Here is a 13,498-nt window from a genome sequence, read left to right on the forward strand (position 1 = left end):
ATAAAGGATTTATACGGACTGAACTGAACGAGAGCCGCTGGCCAAGGTAGTTATGAGTCACCCCATAACGCCCGAACAGGAAAACGCGGCCCATCCCGGGTAGTTATGAACCCCTCATAATGCCCAAACAGGGAAGAGCGCCCCATTCCGGGTAGTTTTGAGCCCCTCATAACGTCCGAACAGGAAAGCGCGGCCCATCCCGGGTAGTTATGAACCGCCCATAACGCCCGAGCAGGAAAGCGCGGCCCATCCCGGGTAGTTATGAACCCCTCATAACGCCCGAACAGGGAAGAGCGGCCCATCCCGGGTAGTTATGACCCCCCCATAACGCCCGAACAGGGAAGAGCGGCCCATCCCGGGTAGTTATGAACCCCTCATAACGCCCGAACAGGAAAGCGCGGCCCATCCCAGGTAGTTATGACCCGCCCCATAACCCTCGAACAAGAAAGCGCCCCCCATCCCGGGTAGTTATGACCCGCCCCATAACCCCCGAACAAGAAATAGCCCCCCATCTCAGGTAGTTATGTCCCCCCACAATAAGCAAAGAGGGCGCACTGCTATAAACCTGCCAATGCCAACCCCAACCCTTCCCGACTTTCAGCGACCAAAATCTCATCCTGCTGACTATTTCCATACAAAAGCAGCATGATAAGCGAATAGATGGCTCTAAATCTTGCTATCTTTTTGACCCCAGACGATACTTCACCATATAGCCGAAAAAAGAACTCCCTGCCTTCCTCGGGAATAAAACTATACGCAATCGACAAGTCTATCGCCGGGCTGCCAATATGGGCATCGCCCCAATCAATCACCGAGGACACTCTGCCGCTGTCATCGACTAGCATATTTCGAATATGAAAATCACCGTGTACTAGTGCATAGCTATCATCCTCAAAAGGTTTCTCAACTGTTGAAAGAAATAACTGCAGCTGCCCCAGCTGATGTCCGCCAATCAAACCTAAATCCACAGCCTTTTCGATGTTCGTTTCCAACATAGGCTTTCTTTTTAAAATATCAGTCCGACCCAGCTCGTCGTAAGGAACGCCGAGCTTTTCCGCTTCGTTTATCGGAAAAGCGTGAAGTGTTTTTAAAAATTGAGCTAATGGTTCCACTGACAGCATTCGCTGTTCAGGAGTTAAGCAGGACAGGTTCTTTCCGCTTAACATTTTGTACCCAGCAAAAGCCCACGGATATCCTTCTTCTTGAATGCCTTGAAAAATAGGATCCGGTACTGGAATTGGCAGTAAAGGAGCCACGACCGGAAGCAGCCGGATCTCGACTTTAAGTAAGTTTACTGCTATTTCACGCCTAGGAAAACGAAACACAAATTGCTCATTTACGAGAAAGACGGAATTGTCAAATCCTTCACCCAATACCTGTATAGTTACAGGTTTCAACTGCGGAAACTGTTTTTCAATCAGCATAATCGCTTCTTCATTAGAGATAACTCTCTCAGGAGACCATGGCGAACTCATTCATTAATCCTCCAATCCCAATTTAGAAAAAACAGACCCCTATTACGGCGAGGTAGTAGGAGTCTGCCCGTTTTTCTCGATTTTTAATTCTAGTTTTTCGCTCAAAAATGTCGAGCCCAATACGAGGGCGCCGCCAATCATTTGGACCCATGTCATACTTTCGTGCAGGAATAACGCCGCGATGATGACGGCGGAAATCGGGTCAATATAGCTAAGAACTGCAATGGTTTGTCCTTTTAGTTTTTGAATGGAAGTAAAGTACATGAAATAAGCTAAACCCGTATGTACAATACCCAGTATTAAAATAAAAATAATCGAAGTGGAGTTCAATCCAGCAAGGTTAAGCTGCCCTTGCCACAATACATAGGGTAACAGTACTAAAGCTCCCGCCATTAATTGAACTAATGTCATTTCAAAACCAGATAGATTTTTAATAAATTTGTTCATTAAAATCACGCTGGCATATAAGGATGCCGCCAAAAGGCCATAGAAAATCCCTAAGGTATGATTGTGTGACCCGCCTCCCCCGCCAGGACCGTTCTGCACGATTAAAAATAAGCCCGCCATAGCCATGACGATACAAATAACCTTCTCACCCGTCAGTTTCTCCTTCAGAACCCAAGGAGCTAACATCATCACAAATATTGGTGCGAAGTAATAGCTGATTGTGGCATTGGATATGGTCGTATACCGATAGGACTCGAATAAAAAAATCCAGTTAAGACCAATTGCCCCGCCTGATAAAAGGAGCAGCACCGCATTTTCTTTCAGCGCCTTCATAGACGGTTTGTGTTTTACTAGAAAACTAGCTAAAAGCAGGAATAGACTGCCAATCACCCCGCGTAAGAAAGCAATCTCACTTGAACTCAAATCAATCTTCTTAACAAACACTCCAATGCTCCCAAAGATGAGCATCGTCATGATTAATCTAAATTTCACACTCATTGTAAAGCCCTCCCAGATATACTAATCCAACCACAAAATAGCTAATTTCTCAATATCTATTTGAATGGAAGACCCCCATGTAAATAGAACAGGGAAAAGCTAAAATGCGACAGTTTTTACCAGACTATTGATTATTTCGACATTTCTAAATTATTTTCCATCAAATACTATTGAAAATATTCGCATTATTTTATATTATTAAAATCATAAAATGAAATTGCATTTCACAAAATGAAACCGTTAGGAGTGTCATAATGGTTCAAAAAGTGTTAGAGATTGATCAGTTAAAAGTCGGTATTAATGATGATGGGAATAAAATTGCGATTGTGAACGGAATCAGCTTCTCCCTGAATAAAGGCGAGACACTTGGGATTGTAGGAGAATCCGGGTGCGGGAAGAGTATGACATCGCTATCGTTAATGGGGCTCCTGCCGCCTGGCGTGGAGTGGTTTGACGGCGATATCAAAACAGAGAGCCTTCATTTTAAGGATTTCAAAAAGAAGGATTGGCGGAAAATCAGAGGAAAAAGACTTGCGATGATTTTTCAGGAACCGATGAGCTCGCTAAACCCGGTTTACACAATTGGCCAGCAAATTGTCGAAATGGTTTTAAGCCATGAGAACGTCTCGAAGAAACAAGCGAGAGAACGCGCGCTAGAAATGCTGAAGCTTGTCGGAATTCCAAGACCGGAGCAGGTTCTTGATGAATATCCATACCAGCTTTCCGGCGGGATGCGGCAGAGGGTCATGATTGCCATCGCTCTTTCATGCAATCCGGAAATCCTGATTGCCGATGAACCAACAACGGCTTTGGACGTGACCATTCAAGCGCAAATCCTTGAGTTAATGAAAAAGCTGCAGGAACAGTTAAATATGTCGATTGTACTAATCACACACGACCTAGGTGTTGTGGCAGAAATGTGCGACCGTGTCATCGTCATGTATGCGGGAGAAATCGTCGAAGAAGCACAGGTGGTCGAACTGTTCGACCGTCCAAGGCACCCGTACACAAAAGGGTTATTATCCTCCCTGCCGGATGTGAATGAAGAGAAGGAATATCTATCTTCGATTCCGGGTGTGGTACCGGCCCCAGGGAAAATGCCTTCCGGCTGCCGCTTTGCCGCACGCTGCAGCTTTGCTCATGAACGCTGCAAGAGCACGCCGCCATTGTATGAGGTGAACGGCTCAAAGGTAAAATGCTGGCTCTATGAAAATGGTGATTCGGAGGCGGTACTGTGACACAAAATCCAATATTGCAAGTTCAAGACTTAAAGAAGTATTTCCCCATAAAAGGCGGGGTATTCGGCAAAAAAACCTTAAAGCAGGTTAAAGCCGTGGACGGTGTTTCGTTTGATGTGCACGAAGGGGAAACATTTGGAATCGTCGGTGAGTCAGGCTGCGGGAAGAGTACTACCGGACGGACGATTCTTAGATTACTAGAGCCGACGGAAGGAAAGATTCTTTTCCAGGGAAGAGATATTGCCGAGCTTTCAAAAAACGATATGCGAAAGCTGAGAAAAGATATTCAAATTATCTTTCAGGATCCGTTTGCGTCGTTAAACCCAAGAATGAAAATTAAAGAAACGATAGAGGAACCGCTGATTAATTTCGGGGTGACCGACAGAAGTGAGCGGGAAAAACGGGTCTTGGAAGTGGCCGACCAAGTAGGCTTAACTAAGGCGCAATTAACCAGATTTCCGCATGAATTTTCCGGAGGGCAGCGCCAGCGGATTGGGATTGCCCGGGCGCTGATTTCAAAGCCTAAGCTGATTATCGCCGATGAACCGGTTTCGGCCCTTGACGTTTCCATTCAGTCACAGGTTCTTAACCTCATGAGAGATTTGCAGAAAGAGTTTGGACTGACCTATATTTTCATCTCTCATGACTTAAGCGTGGTTAAGCATTTCTGTGACCGGATTGGCGTGATGTATCTTGGGAAAATGGTAGAGGTAGCGGATAAAAACCGTTTGTATGATACTCCGCTTCATCCATATGCAGAAGCTTTGCTTTCAGCATTGCCAAGCTCCCATCCGCTTCAGAAGAAGCAGCGGATTATTCTTCAGGGGGATGTCCCAAGTCCTTCTAATCCGCCGAGCGGCTGTACCTTTCATCCGCGCTGCTTTAAGTGCTTAGATGTTTGTAAAACGGAACAGCCAAGCCTGCAGGCGGTTCATGAGGACCATCTCGTTTCCTGCCATTTATATCAAGGCGCCAAGGAACAGATTGCCGCAGGTGAATCTCGATGAGTAAAACAGTAAAAAAAGCTTTGCAGCTTCTTGATATTTTTACGGAACAGAAACCTTACTGGAAGCTGGATGAGATTTCTACTTTTACAGGTGTCCCTAAGCCAACGTGTTTGCGCCTGCTAAGAACTTTTGTAGAACTCGGTTATTTAAAAAAGATGACCTTCCAGCAGGAGGGGCTCGTGATTGACGGAGAAAGCTACGGGCTGGGGTTGAAATTCCTGGAAATGGGAGAGCGAGTAGCCGAAAGGTTCGATATCCGCCCAATTGCTTATCCTTATATGAAAAAGCTTCAAGAGCAGTTTAATGAGGCTATCCAATTGATTGCCCGAGAGCAGGACGAAGGTGTGTACATTGAAAAGGTAGAAAGTACACTGCCCGTTCGGCTGTACACAAAAGTGGGAAGACACGCCCCGTTATATGCGGGAGCATGCCCGCGTGCCATTCTCGCCTATTTGCCTGAAGAAAAAATACAAGAGATTTTGGACAAGCCTCTGACAAAGTATGCCAGCCAGTCTCCGGCAACGAAAGAGGATGTTCTTCTTTTAATCAAGCAAATACGGGATAGGGGCTATTCGTACAGCGACTCGGAATTAGAAGAGGGAACCGCGTCGATTGGCGTACCAATTTTTAATAGCAGCGGAGCTGTCCAGTACGCGTTAAGCATTGCCAGTTTTTCAACCAGCCTGCCAAGAGATAAGGTGGATCATTTTGTTGGACCGCTTTGGGAGGCAGCTGCTGAAATTTCCAAGAAATTAGGCTATAACCATCCATATCCATATGGAAAAACCATAGCAACGAATCAAACATAGGGGTGAGAAAAAGCATGAAGAAGAAATTGTCAGTACTATTTGCACTGTTACTTAGTTTCACACTTGTTTTATCCGCTTGTTCTTCAGGCAAGAGCGAAAAATCCAATGCAAGCTCTTCTAGTAAAAGTAAAGAAGAGAATCCTGTTAAAGACCGTGGAAATGAAATTGTTATCGGTGTTACAAGTGAACCGCAAAACTGGGATCCAATTGATACATTTTTGCTAGATTGGAGCACAGTCGCTACCTCTGTATTTGAAGGATTAGTAGACCGTACGCTAGATCTAAAACTGGAGCCAGGACTTGCAGAAAGCTGGGATTACCTGGACGATAGCACACTTCAATTCAAATTGCGTAAAGGTGTTCAATTCCATGACGGCGAGCCGTTTAATGCAGAAGCTGTTAAATTTACATTTGACCGTTTATTAGGACCAGAAGGACAGAAAGGTCCACAGTATGCGAACTATAATTCGATTGACCATGTGGAAATTGTTGATGAATACACTGTTAACTTTAAATTGAAATCCAAGGACCCAGTCCTATTAACAAAGCTTGCCGGCTATGGTGCCGTAATCGTTCCACCTAAATACGTTCAAGAAAAAGGCGATGAGTTCTTCAACAACAACCCAGTTGGTACAGGACCATTCAAAATGACAGGCTATAAACGCGACCAAGAAATCGTATTGGAAAAGAACCCGAATTATTGGAAGCAAGGATTACCGAAGTTAGATAAAGTTACATTTAAAGTGATTCCGGAATCTTCTACTAGATTAGCAGAACTTCAAACTGGAAAAATCGATATCATGAAGCGTGTCGAAGTGGCACAGGCAAAAACAGTTAAAGAATCAAGTTTCCTAGAATTGAAAGATGTAGGTACTCCAACTGTTTATTCGATGCGTTTTGATACAGCTAAAAAACCGTTTGACAACAAGCAGGTCAGACAGGCTATAAACTATGCAGTGGATAAAGATGCGATTATAAAAGACATCCTATCTGGCTATGGAAAATCAATCAGCACATACCAAAGTGAGCTTTCATTTGGTAACAACCCAGATCTGAAGCCATATAAATATGATCCGGAAAAAGCTAAAAAATTGTTAAAAGAAGCAGGAGTGAAAGAAGGAACTCAAATCGATCTGTTCATTCCTGGTAACGATGCAACATTTAAAGAAATTGCTCAGGCTGTTTCCTTCTACTTAGAAGAAGTAGGCTTAAAGTTAAATATCAATAGTGTAGATGGTACAACATTAATTTCTGACTTGATTCCAAACGGCAAGGCTGGTCATATGTACCGCCAGGGCTGGGGCGGATGGACGCTTGACTTTGATAACACGGCGTACCTGATGTACAGCGAAGGACAGAAATGGAATCCATCCTTTAAAGATGCGAAGGTAGAAGAATTGTTAGCTGCCGAGCGTTCCACTGTTGACCAAAAAGAACGTGAGAAAATCTTTAAAGAATTAACCGAAGTGCTATATGATTTGGCTCCAGAGCTTAATCTGTACCAAGCAGTAGATTTATATGCCGTTAATAAGCGAGTTCAAAACTTCCAACCGCCACACGAGGACCGTATGCGCCTGGAAGAAGTATCAGTTAAGTAAAAAAATACTGCCCGCTTAACGCTCCGGTCCCCTTATGGGATGCTAAACGCGATGTGTTTAATGGCTGGATACCAATTCTGATTGGCTTAAAAAAGAGATAGTATGGTCCTCATGCTATCTCTTTCTTTATCAAAGAGGACGGAGGAATAACATGATAGCTTACGTGATTCGAAGATTACTTCACACGGTTTTAGTTGTATTTGCGATATCATTATTAATTTTCTTTTCGATCCGCTTGACGGGGGACCCGGTGACGGTAATGTTTTCCGCAGGTGAACCAACGAAAGAAGCAATAGAGGAAGTAAGAAGAAATCTCGGGCTCGATCAGCCGCTTTATGTGCAATATTTAATCTTTTTAAAGGGACTTGTAACATTTGACTTTGGCGAGTCGTTTCGCAGCCATATGCCGGTAATGGATTTAATTATGGAAAGAGCCGGTGCTACATTGGCGCTTGCCATTGGCGGAACCATTGTCTCCATCTTAATTGCCTTTCCTGTCGGAATTATTTCAGCCGTCAAGCGCGGTTCTGTTGTCGATTTCTTCGGGCGCATTTTTTCCTTGATTGGTATTTCTTTCCCGAACTTCTGGTTAGGAATCATGCTGATTTTGATTTTTGCCGTTAATTTGAAGTGGCTGCCTTCCTCCGGGTTTGAAGGACCGCAGCATCTGATTTTACCATCGATTACATTGGGGATGATTCTGTCTGGTATATTGGCAAGACTCGTCCGCTCTTCCATGCTGGAAGTCATGAATCAGCAATATGTGTCAACAGCAAAATCGAAGGGTATCAGCGATTGGGCAGTTATTATTAAGCACGCTTTCCGTAATGCCTTGCTGCCGACCATCACCTTTCTTGGTCTGCAATTTGGCTCCTTGCTCGGCGGAACGGTCATCGTGGAAACGATTTTCTCATGGCCTGGAATCGGGCGTTTGATTATTGATGCCATTAACCAGCGTGATTATCCTGTTATTCAAGGCGGCGTCATTTTCCTTGCCGTCATCATGGTGGTAGTGAATTTAATTGTCGACTTAAGTTATTCATTGATTGATCCAAGAATTAAGGCAGGAGGGAGTGGACGAGCATGACAACCTTACAGCAGCAGGTTCAGGAGGAGGTTGCCATTCTTCCGAAAAAAAGAACTGTTCTTCAAAGCTTTTGGCGTTTTGTGAAAAAGAACCCAGCCGGCTTCATCGGGATTTTACTTGTTCTTCTCAGTGTAAGCTGTGCGCTATTTTCTCAATGGATTGCTCCGTTTGATCCGACTAAGGCAAGCCTTTCATCAAGACTTGCACCGCCGTCCTTGGCAGACGAAACCGGCAAGTCCGTATTTCTCCTTGGGGCTGATCAGGTGGGGCGCGACCTATTAAGCAGAATCATTTACGGGGCGAAGATTTCCTTAATGGTCGGCTTTTTTGGCGTATTGATTTCGATGATTATAGGAACCATCCTTGGCCTGATTTCCGGTTACTTTGGAAAATGGATGGATGATTTAATCATGCGGGTTGCCGATATTCAATTAGCCTTTCCGTTTATCCTGTTTGCAATTGTTATTATGAGCGTCCTTGGAACGGGTATTTGGAAAATTATCCTTATCCTAGGATTAACGTATTGGGTCGGCTTTGCCCGCCTCATCAGAGGACAGGTTATTTCGCTGAAGGAACAGGAATATATTCAGGCAGCGAAAGCAATCGGCGGCACCCAGTTTAGGATTATCCGCAAACATATTTTACCGAATGTCATGTCATCCATTCTCGTGCTTGGAACGATGTATATTGCGGAGTTTATTTTATTGGAAGCATCGTTAACATTCTTAGGCTTGGGCGTTGACCCGACCGTTCCTTCTTGGGGAGGAATGCTTGCCGACAGCCGGAACTATGTCACAACCGCTTGGTGGACGGCGACTTTCCCAGGGATTGCGATTATGTTGACTGTTTTAGGATTCAATTTACTTGGAGACTGGCTCCGAGATAAATTTGACCCGAATATGAAGATGTAGGTGATGGTCATGAATAATATTCTGGCGATTTGGACGAAGGATGGACTTCTAAGGGATAAAAATGGCGATGGTGTGGTTGACGGAGTTTCTGTTTTTATCGATTTGCCAGAGGGATTGGCGCCGGAAGGTTTAATCGATTTCAGTGCCCGTCTGGGATTTGAAACTACTTCCCTATCATTCACCTTTTTTGAACCAAGCGAAGAGGCTGTGAATATCCGTTTTGTCGGTTCAAGTTTAAAAACAGAAGCACGATGGGAAAACGAAGAAATTATTTTTTCTTATAAAAATGAATCGGAATTGTCATTGCTCCTTCAGTTACTTGCAGCGATGAAGCCGGAAGCCGGGATGGACAGTCCGGTTGTTGAATTAAGAGACGGCCACTTATATGCAGGTACCGACTTGATTGCGGTGAACTGGGGCAGGGAAGAGGGGACCCAAACCGGTGCTGAATCAGAACCTAAAGTTTATTCTGATATCCACAGCCTCAGCCATCTTTGGAGTTTTTCCGGGTTTGGAAAAAATCAGGAAGCCTCTCCTTCGAAGCTACTAAACTTAAATATATCAGTTGAAAAACCATTTATGACAACAAGTGTATTACCTGAAATTTGTCATTTTGCAGCTAGAGCTGCCATGTATTCTACAAGTATCGTTTTTCCGATTACGGGGAATCAGGCTGCCCGGTTTCAGTTTGATATAAAAGAGGGCTCTGATGTAGCGGTGCTCGAGCTTTTAGGATCAAACCAACTCCGCTTAACCGGGAAGAGGGAAGCACTGCCTGCCGCTCTGAATGAATTGGCGAAAGCTAAGCATTGGAGTGAAGGAGGAGTATTTGGCTATTGGGAACAGGAATATCTATTTTCCCAGAAAAAAGAAGCCCCGCTTTTGTTTGAATCGGTATGGTCAGGTGAGCGGGAAGTGGATTTAGCATTCAAGGTATTAGAAGCATCCAAGAATCTTGAGGCAGCGAACGTTGAGATTTTCTTATCGGAACCATTAGAGGTGAGAAACCGTCTGGTGGCTGAGTGGAAAGCAATTTTTCCTGCTATTCACTCCCTATCCATCCGCTCCGCCTTTAAGCCTGGTTTTCATTGGATGATGGAAGAGGTTCTGCCTTCCTTGCAAACGGCAGGGGAAACCATTACGAAAATGGATATTTATGTGCGGGAGGAACAAGGGGAGATGGGCCTCGAGCTTCCGATTCGCTGGATTCAGGAGCTGTATCCTGTGGACCGCTGCCTGGAAGAGAAGCTCGGTCTGAAGGCCGATTGTGTCCATTTCAAGCTGGTGAAGGACCTTGACCATACATATGAGGTCCATATATGGAATGAGAAAGAGGAAAAGCAGCTTGCAGGCTGTTTGGATGTCCCTGTATCCAAGCTTCTTTACCTAGATCATCAGCGCTACGTTTATCCTGTTTCAAGTGTTGTTCGCATCAGTGGTGATGGAGGACGTGAAGAAGAACATCTTATTCAAACGGACCGAGAACGATTTTACTGTTATTATGTCGAAGAAGTGCTGCCGAAGCTTAGAAAAGAAGTTTCGAAGTACAATCCCGGCCAGGGCCGCAACCGTCCATTATTCGACCGAATTGAAATCGATGTCTGGATGAGTGAAGAGGAACAGAAGCTTGGAGTGGACGAGGAACGTATTTCTTCACTGGAAGCTCTCCACGAAGACCTATATTTTAATACGCTCGATTATTTTGCCTATATGGGAGAAGAACTGGAAGGTAAGTCGTTTGATGCACCTGGGGGCGTTCATCCATTTATGCATGTAAGAGTCGGCGAAAAGCCGGAAGCTCAGATTCGCGTGTACAAATGGGAAGATAAGCCGCTGGAAAACTCAGTGACAAAAGCGATTTCCTTTACGGAAGATGGCAGGTTCTCTGAAGCCGTCATTACCAACGGGGAAGTGGTCGTAAACCTGGAGATTAAGGAGTTTGAAAAACCGACTGAGCATATACATCCCGATGTTCAGCAATGGCTGAACACTTCATCACCTTATCGAGTTGTCTATCCAGACCATTCGTATCTTGGCAAGGCGATCCCAGTCATTGAGTGCTTCCTGGATGCTGGGGAAGAGTTCTATTCTCCTTTAAAAATGTCTCTTTTTAAAAAGACTGTGTTCATCGAAGCGGGACATCATTCGAATGAGGTATCCAGTACACCTGCGATCCTTCAGTTTATCAATCGTGCCGGGGCTGAATATGAAAACTGGCTGAAGGAAGTCAACGTGGTGATCCTTCCATTGGCAAACCCAGATGGATACGAATTGCTGACGAAGCTGACGGAAGAGCATCCGGAATGGAAGCATCATGCGGCCAGGTACAATGCGGTAGGTTTGGAATATTCCTTGGTTCGCTTCCATGAAACAGTTTTTGGAGAAGCTAATATTTATCCGGAAGTGCTGAAGCGATGGGCTCCTGATGTCATCATTGATGATCACGGCATCCCTTCACATGAGTGGGTACAGCCGTTTGCTGGCTATAATAGTCCGCCGCGTTTCCCGGTATCTTACTTTTTGCCAAGTGCGAAAATCTATGGTATCGCTCGGTTATCGAACGGAGAGTATCAGACTCTGCATGAAGATAATGTAGATAAAATTGTTGGTCAGGTCAGCAGTCGAATTCGTGGGACGTTGATTGAGGAAGAGAATGGATACTGGCAGGGGCGTTTTATAAAGTACGGAAACCAGTGGCTGCCAAATGTTTTTCCAATTGAAGAGGCGCCGGGGATTCATTTTTATCGCTCTGCTTCGGTGGCACCGTCGTATAGAACAATTGGAATCTCTAGGTACCCAGGGTGGATTGCGGCCGAAATCATTTCTGAAACAGCGGATGAAGTGATATACGGTGAAGTGCTTCAAAGCTGCGTCGAAGCGCATATCGTCTTTGATTTAGCGATTTTGGAAGCTCTGCAAAAAGCTGAAATCGAGGTCAAACGCGATGACCGAAACGGCTTCGGTTTGGAACGGAACAGGCCGATTTCTCTATAAAAGCACATGGTTATTTTAAGATTCGCAGATAACTTTAAAAATGCACTTTTTATAAAACCAGGGGGAGGGTTTTGCAATGAAAACACTTTTACTAACAGGCTTTGAACCGTTTCTATCCTTTACGATCAATCCAACCATGCGAATTGTGGAAGAACTGAACGGTCAGGAAGTTGGCGGCTACAAGATTCATGGGGAAATCTTATCGGTAGATTTTAAGAAAGCAGGGAAACAGCTGTTGGAACACTTGGAGGCAATCAAGCCGGACGCTGTGATTTCCTTAGGCTTAGCGGGTGGCCGTTTCAAAATGACGCCGGAGCGAATTGCCATCAATGTCAATGACGGAGAACCAGACAACAGTGGCAACACCCCTGTCGATGAAGCGATTCAGGCTGAAGGCGCAGACGGCTACATGACAACCCTGCCGATTCGGACCATGGTCAACCAATTGAAGGAGGCAGGTCTGCCGGCTGAAATCTCTAATACAGCAGGAACTTATTTATGCAATCATGTTATGTATCAAAGCCTGCATTATGCAAAAACACAAAACAAGAAAATGCCTTCAGGTTTTATTCATATTCCTGCCTCCCATGAGCTGGCGATTCAACACGGAAAGATCCCAAGCTGGTCGCATGAGGATTTAAAACGGGGGATCTACACTTGCATTCAAGTGTTAGCGGAACATGAGTAACACGAAAGTTATTTTTCCAAGAGTAAACATCACGGGGGAACGCAGCATTCGCTTTGCCTTCAGCAATCAGGTTGGGAAAGAAATCTTTAACCAGGTGCAAAGCTTCTGTCACATGTTGGAAAAAGAATCTTTTTTCATTGAAGAAGTGGTCCCAAGCTATCACACGGTAACGGTTTATTTAAAGAAGGATTTGGAAAAAAAAGAACCCTTCATTCAGTCGTTGTTAGCAAAATGGGAACATCAATCAAAAGGGAAACCAGACTGGAATCCTAGAAAACTGCAAATTCCCGTTTGCTATAATGTAGAGTTTGCTTTGGACATGGAAAGAGTGATGGGGCATACCGGATTGCGGGACAGTGAGATTATCTCGCTTCACTCCCAAACGGTATATACCACCTATATGATAGGGTTTTTACCTGGATTTCCCTACCTTGGAGAGTTAAATCCAAAATTAGCAACACCCAGGCTTCCGAACCCGCGGGCAAAAGTGCCAAAGGGCACGGTTGGTATTGGCGGCAGCCAGACGGGAATTTATCCGATTGAATGTCCTGGGGGATGGAACATTATCGGAAAAACACCGCTTGAGATTTATCGGCCTGACCGGGAGGAACCGTTTTTTATTCGTACGGGAGACACGCTTCAGTTTACAGCCATCTCCCAAACTGAATTTAGCGCCATACAAGTGCAATTAGCAAAGCATCCTGAATCTATCAGTGAGTTTATCGTAGAGAATTAGAAAAAGGGGA

Annotated in this window: 11 protein-coding genes; 9 read left to right on the forward strand and 2 right to left on the reverse strand. The window is 44.7% G+C overall.

The features are described 5' to 3' along the window. Positions 1-557 precede the first annotated feature (557 nt). Both ACZ5B7_RS04845 and ACZ5B7_RS04850 read right to left on the reverse strand, forming a co-directional pair. Complete coding sequence (locus tag ACZ5B7_RS04845; protein WP_464492893.1) at positions 558-1,475, reverse strand: phosphotransferase; 918 nt, start codon at positions 1,473-1,475, stop codon at positions 558-560. 42 nt (positions 1,476-1,517) lie between these two features. Continuing rightward, positions 1,518-2,420 (reverse strand): DMT family transporter, encoded by a 903-nt coding sequence (locus tag ACZ5B7_RS04850; RefSeq protein ID WP_464492894.1) that lies wholly within the window; start codon positions 2,418-2,420, stop codon positions 1,518-1,520. A gap of 254 nt (positions 2,421-2,674) precedes the next feature. Here ACZ5B7_RS04850 and ACZ5B7_RS04855 point away from each other — a divergent pair, with 254 nt between their 5' ends. The 9 genes from ACZ5B7_RS04855 (at position 2,675) to pxpB (ending at position 13,488) form a co-directional block, all read left to right on the forward strand. Further along, positions 2,675-3,658 carry an ABC transporter ATP-binding protein gene (locus tag ACZ5B7_RS04855; RefSeq protein WP_464492895.1) on the forward strand — a complete coding sequence of 328 codons (984 nt, stop codon included), beginning with the start codon at positions 2,675-2,677 and terminating at the stop codon, positions 3,656-3,658. Beyond that, positions 3,655-4,665, forward strand: coding sequence for an ABC transporter ATP-binding protein (locus ACZ5B7_RS04860; RefSeq protein WP_464492896.1), 1,011 nt, complete (start codon positions 3,655-3,657; stop codon positions 4,663-4,665). Before ACZ5B7_RS04855 ends, ACZ5B7_RS04860 begins: the two co-directional genes overlap by 4 nt. Further along, positions 4,662-5,474, forward strand: a complete 813-nt coding sequence (locus ACZ5B7_RS04865) for an IclR family transcriptional regulator (RefSeq protein WP_464492897.1) — start codon at positions 4,662-4,664, stop codon at positions 5,472-5,474. The genes ACZ5B7_RS04860 and ACZ5B7_RS04865 overlap by 4 nt, the downstream gene beginning before the upstream one ends. A gap of 14 nt (positions 5,475-5,488) precedes the next feature. After that, on the forward strand, positions 5,489-7,072 hold the full coding sequence (locus ACZ5B7_RS04870) for an ABC transporter substrate-binding protein (RefSeq protein WP_464492898.1): 1,584 nt from the start codon (positions 5,489-5,491) through the stop codon (positions 7,070-7,072). A gap of 151 nt (positions 7,073-7,223) precedes the next feature. After that, positions 7,224-8,159, forward strand: coding sequence for a nickel ABC transporter permease (nikB, locus tag ACZ5B7_RS04875; RefSeq protein WP_423800943.1), 936 nt, complete (start codon positions 7,224-7,226; stop codon positions 8,157-8,159). Beyond that, positions 8,156-9,070, forward strand: a complete 915-nt coding sequence (locus ACZ5B7_RS04880; protein WP_423800944.1) for an ABC transporter permease — start codon at positions 8,156-8,158, stop codon at positions 9,068-9,070. The genes nikB and ACZ5B7_RS04880 overlap by 4 nt, the downstream gene beginning before the upstream one ends. Before the next feature lie 9 nt (positions 9,071-9,079). Then, entirely contained in the window at positions 9,080-12,064 is a 2,985-nt protein-coding gene (locus tag ACZ5B7_RS04885) for a M14 family metallopeptidase (RefSeq protein ID WP_464492899.1), read from the forward strand. A 76-nt stretch (positions 12,065-12,140) separates the two neighbouring features. Beyond that, entirely contained in the window at positions 12,141-12,752 is a 612-nt protein-coding gene (gene pcp, locus ACZ5B7_RS04890; RefSeq protein ID WP_464492900.1) for a pyroglutamyl-peptidase I, read from the forward strand. Next, positions 12,745-13,488 carry a 5-oxoprolinase subunit PxpB gene (gene pxpB / locus ACZ5B7_RS04895; protein ID WP_464492901.1) on the forward strand — a complete coding sequence of 248 codons (744 nt, stop codon included), beginning with the start codon at positions 12,745-12,747 and terminating at the stop codon, positions 13,486-13,488. Before pcp ends, pxpB begins: the two co-directional genes overlap by 8 nt. Positions 13,489-13,498 lie beyond the last annotated feature (10 nt).

Source organism: Neobacillus sp. S1115 (assembly GCF_055385565.1).

Bases quoted from the DNA above. Each gene is read 5' to 3' on its own strand.
- ACZ5B7_RS04845 (WP_464492893.1), bottom strand. From the start codon at position 1,475: ATGAGTTCGCCATGGTCTCCTGAGAGAGTTATCTCTAATGAAGAAGCG.
- ACZ5B7_RS04850 (WP_464492894.1), bottom strand. From the start codon at position 2,420: ATGAGTGTGAAATTTAGATTAATCATGACGATGCTCATCTTTGGGAGC.
- ACZ5B7_RS04855 (WP_464492895.1), top strand. From the start codon at position 2,675: ATGGTTCAAAAAGTGTTAGAGATTGATCAGTTAAAAGTCGGTATTAAT.
- ACZ5B7_RS04865 (WP_464492897.1), top strand. From the start codon at position 4,662: ATGAGTAAAACAGTAAAAAAAGCTTTGCAGCTTCTTGATATTTTTACG.
- ACZ5B7_RS04870 (WP_464492898.1), top strand. From the start codon at position 5,489: ATGAAGAAGAAATTGTCAGTACTATTTGCACTGTTACTTAGTTTCACA.
- nikB (WP_423800943.1), top strand. From the start codon at position 7,224: ATGATAGCTTACGTGATTCGAAGATTACTTCACACGGTTTTAGTTGTA.
- ACZ5B7_RS04880 (WP_423800944.1), top strand. From the start codon at position 8,156: ATGACAACCTTACAGCAGCAGGTTCAGGAGGAGGTTGCCATTCTTCCG.
- ACZ5B7_RS04885 (WP_464492899.1), top strand. From the start codon at position 9,080: ATGAATAATATTCTGGCGATTTGGACGAAGGATGGACTTCTAAGGGAT.
- pcp (WP_464492900.1), top strand. From the start codon at position 12,141: ATGAAAACACTTTTACTAACAGGCTTTGAACCGTTTCTATCCTTTACG.
- pxpB (WP_464492901.1), top strand. From the start codon at position 12,745: ATGAGTAACACGAAAGTTATTTTTCCAAGAGTAAACATCACGGGGGAA.